Below are 22,137 nucleotides of genomic sequence, written 5' to 3' on the forward strand. Positions count from 1 at the left end.
TGCGAAAAACCTCAGCGCCCGAGCAAGCGGGCCAGGCCGACCTTCATCGGAGTGGGCTCGGCAAAGGTAAAGCGCTGTAGCAACCGTTGGTTGTTGGCTCGCGAATGCCGAATATCGCCGGAGCGGGCCGGACCGTAGCTGATCGGGGGCAGCTCACCCACGACCTCGGCCAGGGCCGCGAGCATCTGCTTGAGGCTCAGCGCCTGGTTCAAGCCGACGTTGACGGCCCCCACTTCCAGCCGCGGAGCCTCGATGGCCTGCACCAGTACATCCACCAGGTCACCCACATAGACAAAGTCCCGGGTCTGCTCGCCATCGCCGAACACGGTGATCGGCAGGCCCTGCTCAGCCCGTTCGCTGAAGATGCTGATCACCCCGGAATATGGCGACGATGGGTCCTGGCGCGGGCCGAAGATATTGAAGAAACGGAAGACCGCAGGCTCCAGGCCATGTTGGCGCCGGTAGAAGTCGAAGTAGTGCTCACTGGCCAGCTTGTCCGAAGCATAAGGCGTCAACGGTGCCTTGGGCGTGTCTTCATCGATGGACTGGCCTTCGCCATTGTTGCCATAGACCGCCGCGCTGGAAGCGAACAACACCCGTTTCACACCATGCTGGCGCATGGCCTCGCACACATTCAGGGTGCCGATGAAGTTGCTCTGGTGAGTCTGTACCGGATCGTCCACCGAAGCCTGTACCGAAGCCACGGCAGCCAGGTGGGCCACCGCACTGCAGCCCTGCATGGCCCGGTTCACCAGGGCCGCATCGGCGACATCGCCTTCGATCAGTTCAACCCGCGGGTTATCCAGCGGCAAGTTGCTTGGTTTGCCAGTGGACAAGTCGTCCAGCACCCGCACCCGATAACCCTTGGCCAACAGGGCGTCGGTCAGGTGCGAACCAATGAAGCCGGCACCGCCGGTGATCAATACAAGGCCATCAGCCATGACGATAGAACCTATCCAGTAAACTCGGGAGCGCGGCACGCCAGGCCCGCGGCTTGATTCCGAAAGTGTGAAGAATCTTCTTGCAGGCCAGCACCGCATGCTGCGGCTCTTCGGCAGCATCGGCGAACGCCGCGTGGGCCTGCGCGGTGGGCGCCTCCACAGCCAGCGGACGCAATTGCCGTGCCTCGCTGAGCACCGCCTGGCCCAAGGCCAGGGGCGTGGTCGCTTCCTGGCCCGCGTAGTGGTAGGTGCCCCACAGAGGCGCAGCGCAGTCGAGTTGCTTGAGCACCGAAATGATCACCCTCGCAGCGTCGTCCACCGGCGTCGGATTGCCCCGGCGGTCATCGGCCATGGGCAACGCCTGCGGCGACTCGGCCAGGGCCAGGAAACGCCCGAGGATACCCTCGGCACTGTCATCCAGCAGCCAGCCGAAACGCAGCAGTACATGCTGCGGGCAGGTGGCGCGCACGCTTTGCTCGATGCGCCACAAGGCCTGGCCGTGCAACCCCAGGGGTACGGGCTCGTCCTTCTCGCTATAGGCCGTGGCCCGGGAACCATCGAATACCCGGTAGCTGGAAGGCTGCACAAGGATGATGTTGTGATGCTGGCAAAGCTCGGCCAGCCGTTCGACCGCCCGTTCCTGGCCGCCCAGGCGCTCCTCGCTCACGGCCTCCGCCTGAAACCAGTCGAAGTAGTAAGCCAGGTTGATCAAGGCATCCGGGCGGGTGTCATCGAGCAGTTGCGTGAGACTCGCGGCGTCCCAACCGTCTTGCGGGGGACGAGGCGCGAGGAAGTTGATGTCTTCCTCCGCACCCAGGCGAATCAGCGCCTGCCCAAGGGCATTTCCGCCGCCCAGTAACATAAGGCGCATTCGCATAGAGTCAGCAGGCCCAGTCTGTTCAGAACGATGGTTTGGATTGGCCGATCTTAGGGGATCGGCCGTCAAGAATTGCCAGAATCGTTGCATTTTGCGGGTTTGTGGCGCAACCGTCACTGAGAATGTGTCGATGCCTCCCAACGGCGATAGCCGCTGCTTGCAAGTTGCCCCGGACGGCCGCATAACTTCTGCCATGAACCTTGCCGAATCCGCGAACCTGGCACTGGACGGTTTTCACCCGGCCGTGCGTGCCTGGTTCCAGCATACTTTCGCCGCCGTGACCACGGCCCAGGCCCAGGCCTGGCCGCTGATCGCCCAACGGCGCTCGACCCTGATCGCCGCACCGACCGGCTCGGGCAAGACCCTGACCGCCTTTCTCGCGGTCATCGACGAGCTGGTGCGCCAAGGCCTGGACGCGGGCGGCCAACTGCCGGATGCCACCCTGGTGGTCTACGTCTCGCCGCTCAAGGCCCTGAGCAACGATATCCAGGTCAACCTGCAAGCGCCCCTGGCCGGGATCACCGAACAACTGCGCCTGATGGACCTGCCACAACTGGCCATTCGCACTGCCGTACGCACCGGCGACACCCCGCAGAAAGAGCGCAGCGCGATGCGCAAGAAGGCTCCGCAGATCCTCGTCACGACCCCCGAATCCCTCTATGTCCTGCTGGGCTCGGACTCCGGACGACAGATGCTGGCCACTACCCGCACCGTGATCGTCGATGAGATCCACGCGCTGGCCGACAGCAAGCGCGGCAGCCATCTGGCCCTGAGTCTGGAGCGCTTGCAGGCGCTCTGTAGCGAACCCTTGTTGCGCATTGGCTTGTCTGCCACGCAAAAACCCATCGAGGCGGTCTCGCGCTTTCTCGCCGGCCAGGGGCGACCCTGCGAAATCGTCGATATCGGCCATGCCCGTCCCCGGGACCTGGCGATCGAAGTACCACCGGTGCCGCTATCGGCGGTAATGGCCAACGATATCTGGGAGCTGGTCTACGAGCGCCTGTGCAGCCTGGCCCGGGCACATCGCACCACCTTGATATTCGTCAACACCCGGCGCCTGGCCGAACGCCTGGCCCGGCACCTGAGCGAGCGCCTGGGCAAGCAGGCGGTAGCCGCGCACCACGGTAGCCTGGCCAAGGAACAGCGCCTGGAAGCCGAGCAGCGGCTCAAGTCTGGAGACCTGCAAGTGTTGGTCGCCACGGCCTCCCTGGAACTGGGCATCGACATCGGCGATGTCGACCTGGTGTGCCAGATCGGTTCGCCGGGCTCGATTTCGGCGTTCCTGCAACGGGTCGGGCGCTCCGGGCACCAGGTAGGCGGCACGCCCAAGGGCCGCCTGTTCGCCCTGACCCGGGACGACCTGGTCGAGTGCACCGCCCTGCTCGATTGCGTGCGCCGGGCAGAACTGGACAGCCTGTCGATCCCCCGGGCGCCGCTGGACGTACTGGCCCAGCAGATCGTCGCCGAGGTCAGTTGCCAGGAATGGCCGGAAGCCGCCCTGCTGGACATGCTACGCCGAGCCACGCCCTACGCCGACCTGGACGCGCAGCACTACCAGGCGCTGCTGCGGATGCTCGCCGAAGGCTTCAATGCCCGCCAGGGCCTGCGCAGCGCCTACTTGCACAGCAATAGCGCCGAGCACATCCTGGTCCAGGCACTCCTGGATGCCCCGCTGTTCGGCGTGCGCTGGCGCTGGAATGCCGGTGTAGCCCTGGCCCTGCCGCGCTTCAGCGGCGGACGCAAGGTGGCGCCGCAGATCCAGCGGATGAAAAGCGAAGACCTGATCGCCAGCGTGTTTCCCGACCAGATCGCCTGCCTGGAAAACCTCGCCGGCGAACGACAGATTCCCGACCATCCGCTGGTGGAGCAAACCCTGGACGACTGCCTGCACCAGGCCATGGACTGTGAAGGCTGGCTCGGACTCCTGCGTCGCATGGAACAGGGCCAGGTCCGTCTGCTCAGCCGCGAACTGCCTGCTCCTTCGCCGCTGGCAGCCGAGATTCTCAACGCCAAGCCCTATACCTTTCTCGACGACGCCCCTCTGGAAGAACGCCGGACCCAGGCTGTGCTGGCGCGGCGCTGGAGCGATCCACAAGCCAGCGACGACCTCGGCGCCCTGGATGCCGACGCGATCAAGGCCGTGGCCGCCGAGGCCTGGCCGACACCAGGCAGTGCCGATGAAATGCACGAAGCCCTGATGAGCCTGGGTTGCATCAGCGCCACCGAGGTCCAGGCCAACCCCGGTTGGAACCAGTGGCTGGAAAGCCTGGCCAGCCAGGGCCGCGCCTGCGCCCTGCAACCGGACCCCGAGCACAGGCTATGGCTGGCCCTGGAGCGCATCAACTGCCTGCAAGCGGTCTATCCAGGGCTCCCTGTGCAACCGTCACTGCAACCGCTAGCGGGTTTCGACCAGGCCTGGGACGCGCAAGACGCGCTGGTGGAGGTGGTCCGCGCGCGGCTCAGTGGCTTCGCCCCACTGACCCTGGAGCAGATCGCCACGCCCCTGGGCCTGGCAGCCGGGGAAATCAGCCAGGCCCTGGTCCAGCTCGAGACTGAAGGCTATGTGCTGCGCGGTCGCTTCAACCCCGGCAGTCGCCAGGAACAATGGTGCGAGCGGCACCTGCTGGCGAGGATCCACCGCTATACGGTGAAGCGCCTGCGCCGGGAGATCGAACCCGTGGCCCTGCAAGACTTCATGCGGTTCCTGTTCGACTGGCAACGCCTGTCCCCGCACACCCAGGGCCAGGGCAGCGCCATGCTGGCCGAAGTGGTCGGCCAGCTCGAAGGCTATCCGGCCGCTGCCTCGGCCTGGGACAGCGACCTGCTGCCCATGCGCCTGAAGGACTACAGCAGCCGTTGGCTGGATGAGCTGTGTCGCAACGGCAAAGTGGCCTGGAGCCGGATCAACGCCAGTGGCAAGCCTGCCAGTGCGGCCTTGCGCAGCACGCCGATCGTGCTCCTGCCCCGGGCCCAGGCGCCTCTCTGGAACAGCCTGGCCAACCCCACCGGCGCCACGCTGTCGGCCAAGGCACAAAAGGTTCACGACGTGCTCGGCCAGCAGGGCGCGCTGTTCTTCGATGAACTGCTGCATGAAAGCCACTTGTTGCGCAGTGAACTGGAAAACGTGCTGCAGGAGCTGGTGGGCGCAGGCCTGGTCAACGCCGATAGCTTCGCCGGCCTGCGGGCCTTGATCACGCCCGCGAGCAAACGCCAGAGCCGCAGCGGCCGGCGTGGCCGTGGAGCCTTGATCGGCGGCATGGACGATGCCGGGCGCTGGGCGCTGCTACGCCGCTCATCGAGCCAGGACCCGGCGATCACCCTCGAGCATGTGGCCATGACCCTGTTGCGGCGCTACGGCGTGGTGTTCTGGCGCCTGCTGGAGCGCGAGGCCGATTGGCTGCCCACCTGGCGCGAACTGCTGCGCACCCTGCATCGCCTGGAGGCCCGGGGAGAAATCCGCGGCGGGCGTTTCGTCAGTGGCCTGGCCGGCGAACAGTTCGCCCTGCCAGAGGCCATTCCAGTGCTGCGCCAAGTACGCCACCGCCCCCACGATGGCAGCCTGGTAGCGGTGTGCGGCGTGGACCCGCTGAACCTGGCCGGGACCCTGCTGCCGGGCCCCAAGGTCCCGGCCTTGAGCGGCAACCGCCTGGTGTACCGCGATGGCCTGCCGGCCGCTGCCGAGATCGCCGGAACCCAGCACTTCTGGCTGGAACTGCCCCCCCAGGACGCCCAGGCCCTGCGCAACAAGCTGGTACGGCACGCCCTGTAGCCTCACCACCAACGGGGGCCAGGGCTCACTGCGGACGCGGTGCCTCGGGCAACAGCAGGGCCGACTCCTCCTGCTCCGGTTCATCCTCATGGCTGCGTCGCGCTGGCAACATCACCTGCTGTGGATAAGTCTGGGCGAAATGCACCCAGGGCGAGTTATCCACAAGCTTCTTCAAGCGCTGGTTGAACGCCCGGGTCACCGCGTACTGGCCGCCGGACACCGTACGAAACTGCGCCGTCAGCACCACGCCGTTGAGGTCCATCTTGTCCACCCCAAACACGTCCAGGCCGCCTTGCAGGCTGTACTTGAGGAATGGATCGTCGCTGATGGAGCGGCCAGCCTCGCGGATCAGCTCGATGGCCTTGTCGACATCGGAGTCGTAGGTGAACTGCACCGAGAAGAAGGCGAAGGCGAACTGCCGCGATTGATTGGTGACCGCCTTGATCTGGCCGAACGGCACCGAGTGCACGAAGCCCTTGCCATCGCGCAGGCGCAGCGTTCGGATGGTCAGGCCCTCCACCGTACCGGCATGGCCGGAATCCAGCACCACCCAATCACCGATGGACAGCGTGTCCTCGATGATGATGAACAGGCCGGTGATCACGTCCTGTACCAATTGCTGGGAACCGAAGCCAATGGCCAGGCCGACCACCCCGGCACCGGCCAGCAATGGCGCCACGTTGATCCCCACATTGGCCATGGTGGTGATCGCGCAGATCACCACCAGGATGATTTTGATCGCGTTGCGCAGCAACGGCAGGATGGTCTTGACCCGGGTGCTGGGCTGGCGCGCGGCGCGTTTGTTGAGGGGCGGCTTGAGGGCCTCCTGGATCGCGGTATCCAGCACCACCCACAAAAGCCAGGTCACCAGGAAGATCAGGCCGATGCTGCTCAACGAGTCGCTGATGGCGCGGCCCACGGCGTTGCGTTGGGCGAACTCGAACAGCGAGAGCCCCCAGATACGCCCGAGTATTTCAATGAAGGCAATCGCCATGACAATCCTGAGCAAGGCGTGTAGCAGGCTGAGGAAGCGCTCCTTGTAGGCGCTGCTGCGCTGGATCGCCGCGGCACTGCGCGACTTGAACACGTGTTGCAGCAGGGTGCTGAGAAAGACCGTGGCAATCAGCAAGGCGGTGGTCAGCAAGGCGCAGCGCAAGGTCTCCTGGCTGTCCTCTCCGGCGCCGATCAAATTGACCGCCGAGACCAGCACCATCAGCAGGATCGGCCAGTACCAGAGCCCGGAAAAGATCCGCAGCGACTCCTGCAATGCAGGTTGGCCAAGACGCTGGGACAGCGGACGGTTGCGAATCAGCTGCGCCACCGGTCGGCGCAAGCGGACCACCAGCATGGCGAAGAACACCGAAGCCAGGAGGCCGGTGGCCACCGCCACGCTGCTGGTGATGTTGCCGCCCAGTTGGCGAGCGATCTGTGGACTGGCCAGGGCATCGCTGAGGGCCGCAAGGAACCCCATGAGAAACAGCGGCTTGGGACAGTAGCCGCGGATCACCCGGACCGCCGGGCGCTTGTGCCCCACGTTGAACAGCACGATCAGGCACAACAGCACCGAGGTGGAGACGATCCCGCTGCTGGTGGCATAGGCCAGGCACAGCGCCAGGGCGCGCCCCACCGAACCTGCCAGTGAATGGCTGGCGTACAGCGTCAACGGCAGGCTGATCAACGCCGGCAAGGTGTAGGGCAACAGGTACTCCAGCAAGGCCCGGCCCCGTGGGCGCGCCAACAGCCAGTGCTGCTGCGCCAGCCGTCGTACCAGCCATCCTCCCGACAGGGTGAGCAGGGCGAAACTGGCCAGCCAGGCTCCGGACAGCACCAGGAAATCCCAGGCCACGCTCCAGCCCGAGCGGTCCGATGGCTGGCTGACCAGGCGCCCCACCTCATCGGCGGCACGGTCGGCCCGCAAACGCCAGGCATCGATCAGGTTCTGGTTGAGATCGAGCTTGTCCTGAACCTCATCGATGCTCGAACTGATGGCCCCCAACAGCCCGCCCTCCACCAGCAGCTCCGGCTTCTGCGGGGCTGGTACCGGGTCGGTTGCCGCAGGAGCGGCATCCAGCTCGCTGCTGCCCAGCAAGAGCAGCACCCCGAGCAGAATCGCGGTCTTGAAATTCAACACGACGCGGGGCTCCTTCAGCAGGGTCTGTAAGGAGCTGATCAAGAAATGGCCAGCAAGTTCGCATTTTTTTGCCCGGCCAAGTTCACCCCGGCATCACCGCCCCAGGGAAATACTTGATCAAGACGCAAATATCTTGTGCTGATAGGGCTATTTTTCCGCACGAGTCAAAACCGGACACTGCGCGCCATTCAACTTCAACCGGAGTCGCAGTGATGCCCATTGCCTTGCTCGCGCTGACCCTCAGCGCATTCGCCATCGGAACGACCGAGTTCGTCATCGTTGGCCTGTTACCCACTATCGGCGCCGACCTTGGGGTCAGCCTGCCATCCGCCGGGCTGCTGGTGAGCCTCTACGCCCTGGGAGTGGCCATCGGCGCCCCGGTGCTCACCGCGCTGAGCGGCAAGGTTGCGCGCAAGCTCCTGCTGCTGTCGCTGATGGTGCTCTTCACCCTTGGCAACCTGTTGGCCTGGAAAGCCCCCAGCTATGAATCCCTGGTGCTGGCGCGCATCGTCACAGGCCTGGCCCATGGGGTGTTCTTCTCCATCGGCTCGACCATCGCCACCAGCCTGGTGTCCAAGGAAAAGGCCGCCAGCGCCATTGCCATCATGTTCACCGGGCTGACGGTGGCCCTGGTCACCGGTGTGCCCCTGGGCACCTTTATCGGCCAGCACTTTGGCTGGCGCGAAACCTTCCTCGCCGTTTCCGCCCTGGGGGTGATCGCCTTTGTCGGCAGCCTGCTGTACGTGCCGAAGAACATTGCCCACAGCCGCCCGGCCTCGTTGGTGCAGCAGTTGCAAGTACTGAAACAGCCACGCCTGCTGCTGGTGTATGCCATGACGGCGGTGGGCTACGGCGGTTCGTTCATCGCCTTCACCTTCCTGGCGCCGATCCTCCAGGACATCTCCGGCTTCAGCGCCAGCACCGTCAGCCTGGTGCTCCTGATCTACGGTGTCTCGGTAGCGGCAGGCAATATCTGGGGCGGCAAGCTGGCCGACCGTCGCGGTCCGATCGGCGCGCTGAAGATCATCTTCACCCTCTTGGCCGGCGTATTGCTGTTACTCACCTTCACCGCCGGCAACCCGTGGCTGGCGCTGCTCACCGTGCTGGTATGGGGGGCAGTGGCCTTCGGCAACGTGCCTGGCTTGCAAGTCTATGTCGTGCGCCAGGCCGAGCATCACACGCCGCAAGCGGTGGACGTGGCCTCGGGCTTGAACATCGCGGCCTTCAACCTGGGGATCGCTGGCGGTGCCTGGCTGGGTGGCCTGATCGTCGCCCACCTGGGACTGATCCATACCGCCTGGATCGGCGCACTGGTGGTACTGGTGGCCCTGGCCCTCACCGCCCTGAGCGGGCGCCTGGATCGCCAGGACCCGGCATTCACCGCAACCGCCGACAACGCCCGGGGCCTGGCCAGTCACTGAGGCTGCAGGCCGGTCACTGGCCCCGGCTGGCGCCGAAGCGATTGCGGTATTCGCTGGGCGCCAGGCCGGTGATCTTCTTGAACAGACTGCGAAAGGTCGCCGGGTCCTGGTAACCCACGGTCCAGGCGATATGGTCGATGGTACCGTTGCTGAATTCGAGCATTTCCCGCGCCTTGCCCACCCGCAGGTGCTGGCAGTACTGGGTGGGCTTGAGGCCAGTGGCGGTGCGGAAACGCCGCAGCAGGGTGCGCTCTTCAAGTCCCGCCTCCCGGGCCATCGCCGCCAGCGAAACATCCACCGCACCGTTGGCCTGCAACCAGTGCTGCAGCTTGAGAATGGCGGCATCGCCATGGCTGAGGATCGGGGCGAAGTTGCTACCGCACTGGCTGGCGCTGTCGCTGTGCTCCATCACCAGAAAACGCGCCGTGGCCCTGGCCACACCCGGCCCCAACAGGCGATCCACCAGGCGCAACCCCAACTCCGCCCAGGCCATCAGCCCGGCCGTAGTGATCAGGTCGCCATCGTCGACTATGGGTTGGTCAGCCTCCAGCCGCACCTGTGGATAACGCTCGGCAAAAGCCTTGGCCGAGGTCCAGTGGGTGGTGGCGCTGCGCCCGTCGAGCAGGCCGCTTTCGGCCAGCAGGATCGAGCCCACGCACACGCCGCCCAAGGTCGCCCCGGCGGCATGTTGCTGGCGCAGCCAGGTGGCCAGCCCCACGCCGGACTGGCTGGTGCAAAAGCCGCCCAGCGAAGGAGGAATCACGACCGCCAGCAGACTTCCAGGAGGATGCACCAGGCTATCGTAGACCCGTACCGGAGCGTGCTCGCCGTCGGCCTGCCAATGGCTGACCCGCAACCTCGGCAATGGTGCCTCGGCTTGTTCGGCGGCCACGCGATTGGCCACTTCGAACAGATCGGTCAAGCCATGCACCGCCGCCATTTGCACACCTGGATAAAGCAGTACGCCCAGTTCGGCGACCGTGCCGTGAATGCCCACTGTCAGTTTTCCCCCTGTTTATGTCGGTGCGGCCAATCCTCGAAGCCACACGAGGTGCCGATACTGGCCTCCACATCGAACACTCACTTGGAGGCAACATCCATGGCCAGACAGGCGCTCATCGTAATCGATATCCAGAACGACTACTTCGCCGGCGGCAAATGGCCGCTGGTCGGGGTCGAGGCCGCGGCGGACAACGCCGCCCGGCTGATCCAGGCCTTCCGGCACAGGAGCACACCAGTGGTGCATATCCGCCACGAGTTCGGCTCCGACGACGCGGCCTTTTTCACCCCCGGCTCCGTGGGGGCGCAATTGCATGCCAAGGTCCGCAACCAGGGAGATGAGCCGGTGGTGCTCAAGCATTTCGTCAACGCGTTTCGCGAGACCGAACTGCAAGCGATCCTCCAGCAAAGGGAAATCGAGGAACTGGTGATCGTCGGCAACATGAGCCACATGTGCGTGGAGGGGACCGCCCGGGCCGCCGCCGACCTTGGCTATCCGGTCCGGGTGATCCATGACGCCTGTGCCACCCTGGACCTGGAGTTCAATGGACAACGAGTACCGGCGGCCCAGGTCCAGGGCGCCGTGATGTCGGCCCTGGCCTTTGCCTATGCCAGCGTCCAGTCCACCGAGGAATTCCTCGCGGCGAATTGAACCGGCACGTCCTGCCGCTTAACTTGCCGTACGCTTCGAAGGTTGCCTGGTAGTCGACGGGCAACCTGGCTCGAACACTCTCCCAACGCTCCTTGAACCGTCACGGGTCTAATGCTCATTGAACGCGCGATCAACTAACCGCAAACATTGCGAATGCTTCGCATTTATTTGAAGTGCAACTATAAACCAACATATTAGTTAGCAAATGTTTTCCAAAAAAATCAATCGAATAGCGTAAATACAAACAACAAACTCAATAGCCAACTAATAGTTAGTTAGGCCTTAATTCGCTATTTTAAAACTATCATTTGAATTCACTCCCCTCTGCCAACCCAACAGGCCCAAGGCACTTGTAACACTGGTGATACACTTTCCCAAGAGGCCAGAAAATTGCATTACGAGCCAGCTAACATGGCTCACTTGCAAAACCCGATGCCTTGACTAACTTGATAGCTACTCGCCACTGAAGTGCTCTTCAGCCGCCAGAAAACCAATAAAAAACAGTCGAGGGCTCAACTAACCGCACGCCTATCCGCCTTACTACGCTGACACCGACACGGAACTTGTCATATCAATCAAGAGGGATACTTGATGAAGCGCAGTGCGTTGCTTCGTGCCTTTTCGTTGAAGGGTACAGCCGAGAACTATTGGCTCTCGTTATTATTGTTTACAGCACTGGTCATCAGCAGTTTCCTGCTGTTCGAACAACAGATCCAACAGTTGCTCGAACACTTGGCCAACTTCCTTCCCAGCGATCCTCTGCAACGTACCAGCCTGGCCTTGCTCCTGGTCACTTTGTTGGCACTGGATGTACTGCTGCCAGTGCCATCCAGCCTGGTGGCCTTGCTGGCCGTCGCCGCCCTGGGTGCCGTTGGAGGTTATCTGGTGATCTTCGTCGGCCTGTGCCTGGGCGCCATCCTGGGCTATTGGCTGGGGGCCGGGTACTTCCGCTTGCTGTCCAACTGGCTCGGCCTGCGGAGCTGGCAACCCGGGCAGCTGGCTTATCGCCTCAGCACCCTGTCGCTGATCTGCCTGCGCGGTGTTCCGGTCCTGGCGGAAACCTCGGTGCTGGCCGCCGGCATGCAGCGCTATCCACTGCTCCAGTTCCTGTTGGTCACCACCCTGGCCAATGCCGGTCTGGCCCTGGCCTACGCGGCCATCGGCAGTCTTTTGGTGGAACAGGACGCCCTGCTGGCAACCCTCCTGGCGAGCATGGTGCTACCGGGGTTGTTCCTCGGTGCCCGCAGCCTGCTCAAGCCTCGCGCCGCACGCCCCTGCGCCGACCAGACACAGGCACTGCAGGGGCGCTTCGAAGTCAGCTACCACTACCCGGTGCTGTTCACTGAGCACATTTTCCAAGTCGATAACCCCTGCCTGTATCGCCAACTCCTGCAGCCCTCCGGGCAGGCCACGGTGCTGGTCTTCGCCGATGAGCACCTGCTGCTCTGCTGCCCGCAATTGTCCCAACAGATCGACGACTACTTCGCCGCCCATGCTGGCGAGCTGCACCTGAAGGCAGCGCCGATCCCGGTTCCGGCGGGCGAGCTGAGCAAGACTCCCGAGGTGCTCCAGCAACTGTATGCACAGATGCTCGAACACGGCCTGGATCGCCACTGCCATGTCCTGGCCCTGGGGGGAGGCGCCGTGCTCGATGCCGTGGGTTATGCCTGTGCCACCTTCCACCGGGGCATGCGCCTGATCCGCATCCCCAGCACGGTCCTGGCGCAAAACGACGCGGGCATCGGGGTGAAGAACGGCATCAACGCGTTCGCCCAGAAGAACCTGCTGGGAGCCTTCTACCCAGCCACCGCCGTGATCAACGACTTCCAACTGCTGCGCAGCCTGGGGCAACGCGACCAGATTGCCGGCCTGGCCGAAGCGGTGAAGGTCGCGGTGATCAAGGACGTAGACTTCTTCCAGTGGATGGAGCAACACGCCACCGCCCTGGCAAGCTTCGAACATGAGGCCAGCCGCTACGCCATCCACCGCTGCGCCGAGTTGCACCTGGGCCATATCACCGGGGCCGGCGACCCCTTCGAACGCGGTAATGGCCGCCCTCTGGACTACGGCCATTGGGCCGCCCACAAACTGGAGAACCTCAGCCAGCACCGGTTGCGCCACGGCGAGGCGGTAGCCGTGGGCATGGCCCTGGATGCGCTCTACGCCAACGCCATCGGCCTGCTGAGCGACGGTGAGGCCCAGCGCCTGCTGCGACTGCTCGAACGACTGGGCTTCAACCTGTGTCCTCCAGAACTGGGCCTGCGGGACACCCAGGGTCGCTCGCCGGTCCTGCAAGGGCTGGAGGAGTTCCGCCAGCACCTGGGAGGGCAGCTATCGATCCCGATGCTCAAGCGCCTGGGGCAATCCATCGACCTGCACCAGATCGAGTTGCCAGTGATGGAGCAGGCATTGCTGCGCCTGGCCAGTTTCGGCGGGCCGGATTTCATCTGGACCCAGGAGTGCGCGCGATGAGCCATGCCTCGCTGAACACCTGGCTGACCCTGGGACGGGTCTCCAACTTGCCGACGGTGTGGACCAATGCCATCGCCGCCGCCCTGCTGGCCAGCAGCGCCACCACCCTGGCACCGCCCTCCCCGCTGGTCTGGACCCTGCTGCTGGTAGCGCTCTCGGCGTTGTACCTGGCGGGCATGTTGCTCAACGACCTGCTGGACGCCGATTGGGATCGACGCCATCAGAATCCACGCCCCATCGTGCTGGGCCTGGTCAGCCATGCCCAGGTACGCCTTGCCACCCTGGCCCTGCTGTTGCTGGCGAGCCTGTCGGTACTCGGGCTCAGCCAGTTGATCAGCCAGCCCCACTGGTTGCTGGCCAGCGCCGGGTTGCTGTTGCTGTTCATCCTGGCCTACGACCTGCTGCACAAGAAGTACCCCCACAGCGTATGGCTGATGGGTGGCTGCCGCTCCGCCCTGTACCTGACCGCCGCCGCCAGCCTGGCCATGCCGCCCCAGCCGCTGTGGCTGTGCGCCGCCTTGTTGGGCACCTACATCGCCGGCCTGACCTACCTGGCCCGGCTCGAGCATCGCAACCAATTGCTCAGCCGCTTGCCGCTGCTGCTGATGCTCAGCCCACTGGCCCTGGCCGCCTACGCCGACAACGGCGCGTTCTGGCTGGTGCTGCTGCTCTGGCTGGGCTGGCTGGGCTGGCACTACCAACGCCACCTGGCCAACCCGCGGGAACGGCAGATCCGCGCCTTCATCGGGGCAGGCCTGGCGGCCCTGCCGTTGTTCGACGCCCTGGTGCTGGCCCTGGCCAACCAACCGCTGGGCAGCCTGCTGTGCGTACTGGTGTTCTTCCTGCTTCCCCACCTTCAACGCTGGATCAAGCCGACATGACCATGGACGTCACCGCCCCCTCGCCAACCCTCGTCATTCGCCATGAGGCCTTTGCCGAGCGCCGCCGGCTGCTGGAGCAGCCGTTGGACACCGATACCCGCGCCTGGTGGCAGCAGGCCCTGGAGCAACTGGCCGCCCAGCCATCGGCCAATACCCTGGTACTGCTCAGCAGCCAGTGCCGGCGCCGCCTTGGCGATATCCCTGTCAGCCCCGGCTGGAACCGCACCCAGCTGGCTCGCGCGGTACTGCTGGCCGAACTGCTGGAACACCAAGAGGTTGCCGGGCAACAGCCGCTGCTGCGCCAGCTGTTCCTGTGGGGCGACGATCAGGAAAAGTGCGTCCTGCTCAAGGTCCTGGACGACCTCGACAGCCAGGGCTGCTGCCTGGAGCTGGCTTTGCAGGCCGGGCGCACCAACAACCGAGAGGTGTTCGCCGCCATCGCCCTGGACAACCCCTTCGTCGCGCTCCACTACCAGGACCGGGCCTTCCACCAACTGCTGCTCAAGACCCTGGGCATGGGCCTGGACTGCGGCCGCATCGCCGGCCTGGAGCAGCGGCTCAGCGTCGACCTCAACCAACTGGCCCTGGAACACATGGAAGAGCACCTGGCAGCAGGGCGCAGCGTCAGCGACAGCCTGCCCCAGGCCATCGCCTTCGATTTGCTGAGCCAGGCCCAGCACCAGCGCCTGCGCGGGTTGTGCCAGCAACAACGCTTGCCGGCGCACTGGCTCGGGCATCTGCAACCCGGCACTTGAAACGCTCGCACCCGCGTTCAACGACATTCCACTACCACTAGCGCAAGGACTCACCATGGCGAAGTACTTCGATCCGCATATCCATATGGTCAGCCGTACCACCGACGACTACCAGAACATGGCCGCCGCCGGAATCACCGGTGTAATCGAGCCCGCCTTCTGGCAGGGCCAGGCGCGTACCAGCGTTGGCAGCTTCATCGATTACTTCGACACGCTGCTGGGCTGGGAGCGCTTTCGCGCCAGCATGTTCGGCATCCACCATTTCTGCACCATTGGCCTGAACCCCAAGGAAGCCAATGACCTGTCGGTGGCCAACGAGGTGCTGGAGATCCTGCCGCGCTATCTGGTCAAGGACGGCGTGGTGGCGGTTGGGGAAATCGGCTACGACGACATCACCCCGGAAGAGGACCGTTTCCTCGCCGCACAGCTGGAGCTGGCCAGGCAATTCAACCTGCCGGTACTGGTGCATACCCCGCACCGCGACAAGATCGGCGGCACCAAGCGCACCCTGGCGGTGATCCGCGAGGTAGGCATCGCCGAACACCTGGTGATCATCGATCACCTCAACGAACTGACCTTGCCGCTGGTACTGGACAGCGACTGCTGGCGCGGACACTCCATCTACCCCAACACCAAGATGTCCGAGCAGCGCATGGTGGCCCTGCTGCAGCAGTACGGCACCGAGAAGATGGTGGTCAACAGCGCCGCCGACTGGGGCATCAGCGACCCGCTGAAGGTGCCCAAGACCGGGCAGGCGATGCTCGCGGCGGGCTTCAGCGAAGCCCAGGTGGAACAGGTGCTGTTCCATAACCCAGTGGACTTCTTCGCCCAGAGCGGACAGTTGGACAAGCAACTGGTAGGCACTGCGCTGCCCATCGACCAGCGCCGCCAGTGGCAGGACAACTCGGCCCTGCGCGGCCAGGAACCGGTGGTCAAATGAGTCCCCAGGCTGGCTGGAGCGCCGCACAACTGGGCTACTGCGGCAACGTGCACCCGGCCCGGGACGTAGCGGCACTGCGCGCCTCGATCCAGGAGCAGTTCCAGGCCGTGCGCCGCCAGCGTGGGCTGGCGGTCCAGGACAGCGGCCTGTGGATCAGTGCCCAGGCGGCCGCCGAGTTGCAGCAGCCGGAGGTCCGCGAGGACTTCCTCGATCTGCTGCACGATTGCGGGTTGCGCCTGACGTCCCTCAATGGCTTTCCCTATGGCCAGTTCCATGAGGGCGCGGTCAAGGCCGAGGTCTACCGACCAGCCTGGGCCGAACCGCAGCGCCTGGAATACAGCCTGCAATTGGCACATCTCTTGGCCGCGGCCCTGCCCCTGGACTGCCACCAGGGGGTGATCTCCAGCGTGCCCCTGGGGTATGCCGCCACCTGGGATTCGACCCAGCAGCGGCTGGCCGAGGAGCAGCTGCGCCAACTGACTGCACAGCTTGCCAGCCTGCACCAGCAGACCGGCAAGAAGATCCAGGTGTGCCTGGAGATGGAGCCGGATTGCGTGCTGGAGAGTACCGCGCAGGCCATCGCCTTTTTCAAGCACTGGCGAGCCAGCGATCCCCACCACGGCTACCTGGCCTTGTGCTTCGATGTCTGCCACCAGGCCGTCATGTTCGAGGACTGTTTCCAGTCCCTGAAACAACTGCTGGAAGCCCGGGTCCCGGTGGGCAAGATCCAGCTGTCCAACGCCCTGATCTGCCAGTTGCCATTCGCCGACCGCCAGCGCCGCCGGCAGGTACTGCAAGCATTGGGCACCTTCGCCGAGGCCACCTACCTGCATCAGGTCAAGGCCCTGGATGCCCAGGGCCGGTTGCAGGCCTGGGACGACCTGCCCACGGCGCTGATGGCCGTGCAGGAGCACTGCGCCGAACTGCGGATCCACTTCCATGTGCCGCTGTTCAGCGAACAGTTCCTCCTGGACGAACTCAGCGGCAGCCAGCAGGCGTTGCTGCAAACCTTCGACTTCCTGGCCAGGCACCGGTACTTCCAGCCAGTGCTGGAGGTCGAGACCTATAGCTGGAACGTGCTACCCGGCAACCTGCGTCCGGACACCCAGCAAGCCCTGCTGCGGGGGATCGCCGCCGAGCTGCAGTGGGTCGAGGAACAGTTGCGCCAGCGCCATTTGCTGCGCACGCAGAACACCACCCTGGAGGCGTCTGCCCATGTCTACTAGGACCGTGCGCCAACCGTTGCTGCTGATCAACGTGGTCGGCCTGACCCCCAGCCTGCTGGGAGAGGCCACGCCGCGAATCAACGCCCTGCTGCAACGGGCGCAGATGGCCAGGCTGCTACCGGTGTTCCCGGCCGTGACCTCAACGGTACAGGCCTCGATCCTCACTGGGTTGCCGCCTTCGCAACATGGCATCGTCGGCAATGGCTGGTACTTTCGCGACCAGGCCGAGGTGCGCTTCTGGCTGCAACCCAATGCCCTGGTCCAGGGTGAGAAAGTCTGGCAAACCCTGCAGCGAGAAATCCCAGGCCTGCGCTGCAGCCAGTTGTTCTGGTGGTTCAACATGTACGCCGGGGTGGACGCAGCGATCACTCCGCGCCCCCACTACCCGGCCGACGGTCGCAAGCTGTTCGGCCTGTACTCCTCCCCCGCGGACCTGCACCAGCGCATCGAACAGCAGATCGGCGAATTCCCCTTCCCGGGCTTCTGGGGACCGGCCGCCGGGATCGCCTCCAGCCGCTGGATCGTCGACTGCGCCATGGCCGAGTTCCAGATCACCCGCCCCGACCTGCAACTGGTCTACCTGCCGCACCTGGACTACAGCCTGCAACGGGTAGGCCCCGAACATCCGTCCATCGCCGATGAAGTACGGGCCATCGACCATGAGGTCGGGCGTTTGCTGGACTTCGCCCAGGCCCAGGATGCGGCGGTGATGCTGATCTCCGAATACGGCATCGAGGCGGTGCAGCAGTCGATCTCCATCAATCGGGTGCTGCGCGAGGAAGGCTTGCTGCAAGTGCGCCACTCCGTGGCCTGGGAGCTGCTGGACCCCGGCGCCAGCGCCGCCTTTGCCGTGGCCGACCACCAGGTCGCCCATGTGTATGTGCGCCGTCCCGAAGACGTGGCCCGGGTCAAGGCCCTGCTCCAGCGCCAGCACGGTATCGAGCAGGTCCTGGACAAGACCGAACAACGGGCCTGGCAGCTCGACCACCCGCGCAGCGGCGAGCTGGTGGCGGTGGCCGCAGCGGGGTTCTGGTTCGATTACTACTACTGGTTCGACGACCGCCTGGCCCCCGACTTCGCCCGCACCGTGGATATCCACCGCAAGCCGGGCTACGACCCGCTGGAGCTGTTCGTCGATCCGGCAATCCGTTTTCCCAAGCTGCGAGTGGCGCGCCGCCTGCTGCAGAAGAAGCTCGGCTTTCGCTACTACATGGACCTGATTCCCCTGGACACCGGACTGATTCGCGGCAGCCATGGACGCTTGCCGAGCCACGCGCAGGTCGGGCCCCTGTTGATCACCGATTGCGATTTACCACTGCCGGAGCAGTTACCGGCCACTGCGGTAAAGCACCTGCTCCTAGCGCATTTCCTAGGGCGCCTCTATGACGATACGGCTCAGGCCAAGGAGATTCCATGCGGCGAACCATCCCTATAGCAGTGCTCGGTATGTTGGGTTGCCTTGCGCAAACCCAGGCAGCGAGCGCCTTCGACTGCAACGACTTCCTCAACTTCTCAGGTGACACGGCGGGCACCTACAAGAGCTTCCAGCAGAACCCGGACGCCATGGCCTGGAACTGGTTTGTATGCCTCAACAAACCCAATCCGTCGAAGAGCTCGCAAGTGGTCTGGGAGTCCTTCAAGCCGTCCGATGAGGTGTACCTGAGCAACGGCGGGCCACCCCTGCCGTACAACATGCCTGCCACCGTCCCGATCCAGGTGACCCAGGCAGCCCAGGGCATCCCTGGAATGGACCCCAATGGGCTGTTCCTGAACCTGGGCGACGACCGCGACGGCAGCACCAACAACGGTGTCCAGCAGGTCGATGGCCTGGCTCTCCACATGGGCAACAAGGTGCCGCCGGCACAGAATGGCCAGCCGGTACGCTTTCACTTGTTGATGGGCGAGCAGACCTACGACTACATCCTCAAGCAGAAGGTCTACAACCGTAACGGCCTCTCCGAGCTGACCCACGAACTGAGGTTCCCCGACACCGCTTGGGAGCTGAAGACCTCCTGGTTGTGGATCGGTAGCGACGCCGCCTTCAAGCAGCAGTTGATCGACCAGGGCTACTACATCGCCCAGGGCTATTACATCGACAAGGACAACAACTATCACACGGGGTTTGCCGGGCTCAGCGGCATGCATGTGATCAACCGGCTGACCGAAGGCTGGGTCTGGACCACCTTCGAAAACCGCCACAACCCCGACTACACCGTGACCAACCAGCCCAAGCCCCAGCCGATGACCAACAGCACCGGTCCGACCGAGGCCGCCAGCAAGGTGAACCCGCAGTTCCAACAGCAGAATCCGACCCTGGCCAACTACGAGCTCATCGGTGTGCAGTACAACCCTGACCAGCCAGCGCCCAAGCTGCTGGCCAACTCGCAGTTGGAATCGGCGTTCCAGGACAGTTCGTCGTGCCTGGCCTGCCACAACACCGCGGCCTATTCGCCGAAGAGCAACAGGTTCTTCTCCTTCAACCTCGATCAAAACGGCGGAATCCTTTACCCCACCACCGTACTGCCGGAAACCAACTTCATCGGTTATCAGAAACTGGACTACGTCTGGTCGCTCAAACGCGCCCAGTGGAAACGCTAAGGAGAGCAGATCATGAGCGTCTTGAACTTTCCCCGGATCTACCTCAACGGGTTCATGTACTGGAACCCACCGACCTTCAACAACAACGATTTACTGCCGCTGTACGACGCGGTGCAGATGCAGATGAACTGGCGCTTCCTGAACAAGTACGGGATCAACGAGCTCAATGCCTCCGAGACATTGATGCCGTGGGCCATCACCCCACTGGCCTATGACCAGATCCCGGACTATGTGCTACAGGTGCCGACCAACGGCAAGCAAGGCAACTTCCCCATGTTTCCCGCCGAATGGGACCTGTTCGGCGACAACTCCTGCGGCACCATCAACTACCAGCAGGCCCGCTCGGTGATCATTGGCGGTGAGACCACGGTCAACAGCTACATCGACACTGATCCACTGGTGAACAAGACCTACCAATTGCTGGGCAATCCATTCGGCAACCCGGCCCCCACTCCGGCACGCTTTGTCGATATCAGCCCCTGGCAGAACAACTTCACCGCGCTGTACTTCGACAAGATAGTGCTGGGCGATGCCGCCTGCGGCGTGACCCTGAAAAACGGCTGTCGCATGCTCAACCGCTTCCTGGACTTCAACTGGGCGGCGACATTCCACGGCCTGGTCTATGTAACGTGCACCTGGCAGTCCTGCTTTACCAAGGACCAGGTGGACTGGGTCATTGGCGGCTCACAGTTGCTGCAGAGCCTGCAGGATGAAATGAACAGTAATCCGGATGCCCAGGGGCTGATGCTCAGGTTCACCACTTACCTGACCGTCTATGACAAGAACGGTGTGTTCAATGACTACAAGGTGGTCGATAGCCACTCCCAGGCGCCCTGGGACATGTCCAGGCTGCAGATGCTGTACCAGATGGGCCTGGATAAGCCGACCGAGATCTTCTACAACCCGGCCCATAGCCGTACGTCCGGCATCCTGGGCCTGTGGCTGAAAAACGAGTTCCCCACTGCGCCAGCCGGCCAGCGCCTTGCGCCCAACAAGGATGTGAAGGTGCCGTACTACAAGGCGACACGGGGAGACATGGACAGTACTCCCGACAATCCGGCCACGGTCAACCTGGGAGTACTCAGCGCCGAGCTGCATGGCAATACCCTGTCCCTGGACCTGGGCAATACCTTCCCAATCTACCCGACGCCCCATGACGGGGCGGTCGACCCTGATCCGCAACGGCTGAACACCGGCCTTCCGGTGGCGGGCAAATTCAACGTTGGCGACTATGAACTGGGCGTGCTGGCCTCGGACGACAAAACGTTCACCCCCCTGGCCCGCTTCGGCTTCGAGCAGTATCAGCAGACGGCGTTCGACAAACGTTCCGGCCTGCTGGACCTGCCCCTGGACGCCGCGGCCCAGGCCAAGCTGCAACAGGGCAACCTGGCGCTGCGCCTGCAAGACACCGACACCTTCGCCGCCAAGCAGCAGTTGTGGACCGCTGAAGTGATGGAAAGCGGCAGCTTCATCGATGTGGGTGACAGCCGCACGCTGAACATCATGGTGCAGAAAAATGGCCAGCCCGCACCGGCCGGGACCACCCTGTGGGTCGCTGAGTACAACAACGCCTACATGCTGACCACCAGCGACTATTACCTGGCGTTCAACAACAAGGCGGACTTCTACCTGTTCAACAACTATCCGAAGGAAATGGGGCGGAACGAGTCGATCAAGCCGCAGTTCGTCGGAGCCCCACCGCAGGCCAATGTGCATCGGGTGGGCAGCGGCCGGACCCTGAACACCATCACCCGGAACCTTGAAAAGACAGACCCACCGGGCATGGAGCCTGTCAGCTACCAGAGCTACCTGTCATGTGCGGCGGCAGTGAATCTGCGACCCTGCCTGGCGTTCGATCAGGCCCAGGACAGGATCGGCAAGATCAATGACGATCTGGGCAGTACCGTCAGCTACACCGTGACCAGCATCCAGACCAATGCCGCCGGCATCGCCCAACTCACGGTGAGGGCGGTGGCGGCAGGTTTCCCCACCGTGCGTTTCTTCATCCAGGAAAACTCGCAGAACCCACCGCCCATTCCGTTCAGCTTCTCCTACACCGACGCCTTCACCGACTTCCTGTCGCCATTGCGGGTGCTGCCGCAGGATCCGCTGATACTCCCGGACTTCATCAGGACCTGGAACCAGATGTGCAAGGAAACTAACGCCAGTACGCGGATCTGGAACGAGTTCATCTTCCCGAAAATCCTCCGGCCCTTCTATTACCTCTACCCGATCATGAACAAGTTCATGCCGCTCGATTCCCTGCTACGCATCGAGGGCGCCATCGGACAGTTCATCACCCTGATCAGCAAGGAATACCAGGAGGCCAGCACCCTGGCCATGCCCATCACCCGGGACCTGCCACAGAGCCGTCGACAGGTACTGGAGATCTGGGCCAAGGACCTGGTGAGTGCTGGTTACCCGCCCATGCCGCTGGATATCAACAACTACTCACACAGTTGAGCAACCGCCCTG

The 22,137-nt window shown here is 63.8% G+C and carries 15 protein-coding genes; 11 read left to right on the forward strand and 4 right to left on the reverse strand.

Annotation, left to right across the window (positions count from 1 at the left end; genetic code table 11):
- Window positions 1-11: 11 nt before the first annotated feature.
- Window positions 12-941, reverse strand: coding sequence for an NAD-dependent epimerase/dehydratase family protein (locus I9018_RS28855; protein ID WP_124347271.1), 930 nt, complete (start codon window positions 939-941; stop codon window positions 12-14).
- Window positions 934-1,818 (reverse strand): sugar nucleotide-binding protein, encoded by an 885-nt coding sequence (locus I9018_RS28860; protein ID WP_068579091.1) that lies wholly within the window; start codon window positions 1,816-1,818, stop codon window positions 934-936. The genes I9018_RS28855 and I9018_RS28860 overlap by 8 nt, the downstream gene beginning before the upstream one ends.
- Before the next feature lie 193 nt (window positions 1,819-2,011).
- Here I9018_RS28860 and I9018_RS28865 point away from each other — a divergent pair, with 193 nt between their 5' ends.
- On the forward strand, window positions 2,012-5,587 hold the full coding sequence (locus I9018_RS28865) for a DEAD/DEAH box helicase (RefSeq protein WP_241108124.1): 3,576 nt from the start codon (window positions 2,012-2,014) through the stop codon (window positions 5,585-5,587).
- Window positions 5,588-5,612: 25 nt separating this feature from the next.
- Here I9018_RS28865 and I9018_RS28870 read toward each other — a convergent pair whose 3' ends face one another.
- On the reverse strand, window positions 5,613-7,718 hold the full coding sequence (locus I9018_RS28870; RefSeq protein WP_124347269.1) for a mechanosensitive ion channel family protein: 2,106 nt from the start codon (window positions 7,716-7,718) through the stop codon (window positions 5,613-5,615).
- A 212-nt stretch (window positions 7,719-7,930) separates the two neighbouring features.
- Here I9018_RS28870 and I9018_RS28875 point away from each other — a divergent pair, with 212 nt between their 5' ends.
- A complete protein-coding gene (locus I9018_RS28875; protein WP_068579098.1) occupies window positions 7,931-9,139 on the forward strand; it encodes an MFS transporter in 1,209 nt (402 codons plus the stop codon).
- Between the two features lie 13 nt (window positions 9,140-9,152).
- Here I9018_RS28875 and I9018_RS28880 read toward each other — a convergent pair whose 3' ends face one another.
- Window positions 9,153-10,136: a GlxA family transcriptional regulator gene (locus I9018_RS28880; protein WP_241108125.1), complete on the reverse strand. Its 984-nt coding sequence runs from the start codon at window positions 10,134-10,136 to the stop codon at window positions 9,153-9,155.
- 102 nt (window positions 10,137-10,238) lie between these two features.
- Between I9018_RS28880 and I9018_RS28885 the strand changes: the two genes are divergently transcribed.
- The 9 genes from I9018_RS28885 (at window position 10,239) to I9018_RS28925 (ending at window position 22,125) form a co-directional block, all read left to right on the forward strand.
- The gene (locus I9018_RS28885) at window positions 10,239-10,790 is read left to right on the forward strand and encodes a cysteine hydrolase family protein (protein WP_068579103.1); all 552 of its coding nucleotides are present in this window, start codon (window positions 10,239-10,241) and stop codon (window positions 10,788-10,790) included.
- A gap of 591 nt (window positions 10,791-11,381) precedes the next feature.
- On the forward strand, window positions 11,382-13,262 hold the full coding sequence (locus I9018_RS28890) for a 3-dehydroquinate synthase (RefSeq protein ID WP_241108126.1): 1,881 nt from the start codon (window positions 11,382-11,384) through the stop codon (window positions 13,260-13,262).
- A complete protein-coding gene (locus I9018_RS28895; RefSeq protein ID WP_124347266.1) occupies window positions 13,259-14,143 on the forward strand; it encodes a UbiA family prenyltransferase in 885 nt (294 codons plus the stop codon). Before I9018_RS28890 ends, I9018_RS28895 begins: the two co-directional genes overlap by 4 nt.
- Window positions 14,140-14,898 carry an EboA domain-containing protein gene (locus I9018_RS28900; protein ID WP_241108127.1) on the forward strand — a complete coding sequence of 253 codons (759 nt, stop codon included), beginning with the start codon at window positions 14,140-14,142 and terminating at the stop codon, window positions 14,896-14,898. The genes I9018_RS28895 and I9018_RS28900 overlap by 4 nt, the downstream gene beginning before the upstream one ends.
- A gap of 55 nt (window positions 14,899-14,953) precedes the next feature.
- Window positions 14,954-15,838 carry a TatD family hydrolase gene (locus I9018_RS28905; protein ID WP_068577521.1) on the forward strand — a complete coding sequence of 295 codons (885 nt, stop codon included), beginning with the start codon at window positions 14,954-14,956 and terminating at the stop codon, window positions 15,836-15,838.
- Window positions 15,835-17,064, forward strand: a complete 1,230-nt coding sequence (eboE, locus tag I9018_RS28910; protein WP_241108128.1) for a metabolite traffic protein EboE — start codon at window positions 15,835-15,837, stop codon at window positions 17,062-17,064. Before I9018_RS28905 ends, eboE begins: the two co-directional genes overlap by 4 nt.
- A complete protein-coding gene (locus tag I9018_RS28915) occupies window positions 17,054-18,499 on the forward strand; it encodes a nucleotide pyrophosphatase/phosphodiesterase family protein (protein WP_124347263.1) in 1,446 nt (481 codons plus the stop codon). Before eboE ends, I9018_RS28915 begins: the two co-directional genes overlap by 11 nt.
- On the forward strand, window positions 18,478-19,662 hold the full coding sequence (locus tag I9018_RS28920) for a hypothetical protein (protein WP_241108129.1): 1,185 nt from the start codon (window positions 18,478-18,480) through the stop codon (window positions 19,660-19,662). The genes I9018_RS28915 and I9018_RS28920 overlap by 22 nt, the downstream gene beginning before the upstream one ends.
- A gap of 12 nt (window positions 19,663-19,674) precedes the next feature.
- The gene (locus tag I9018_RS28925; RefSeq protein ID WP_241108130.1) at window positions 19,675-22,125 is read left to right on the forward strand and encodes a hypothetical protein; all 2,451 of its coding nucleotides are present in this window, start codon (window positions 19,675-19,677) and stop codon (window positions 22,123-22,125) included.
- Window positions 22,126-22,137: the final 12 nt, after the last annotated feature.

The organism is Pseudomonas sp. MPFS (assembly GCF_022537035.1).
Taxonomy (GTDB): Bacteria; Pseudomonadota; Gammaproteobacteria; order Pseudomonadales; family Pseudomonadaceae; genus Aquipseudomonas; species Aquipseudomonas sessilinigenes.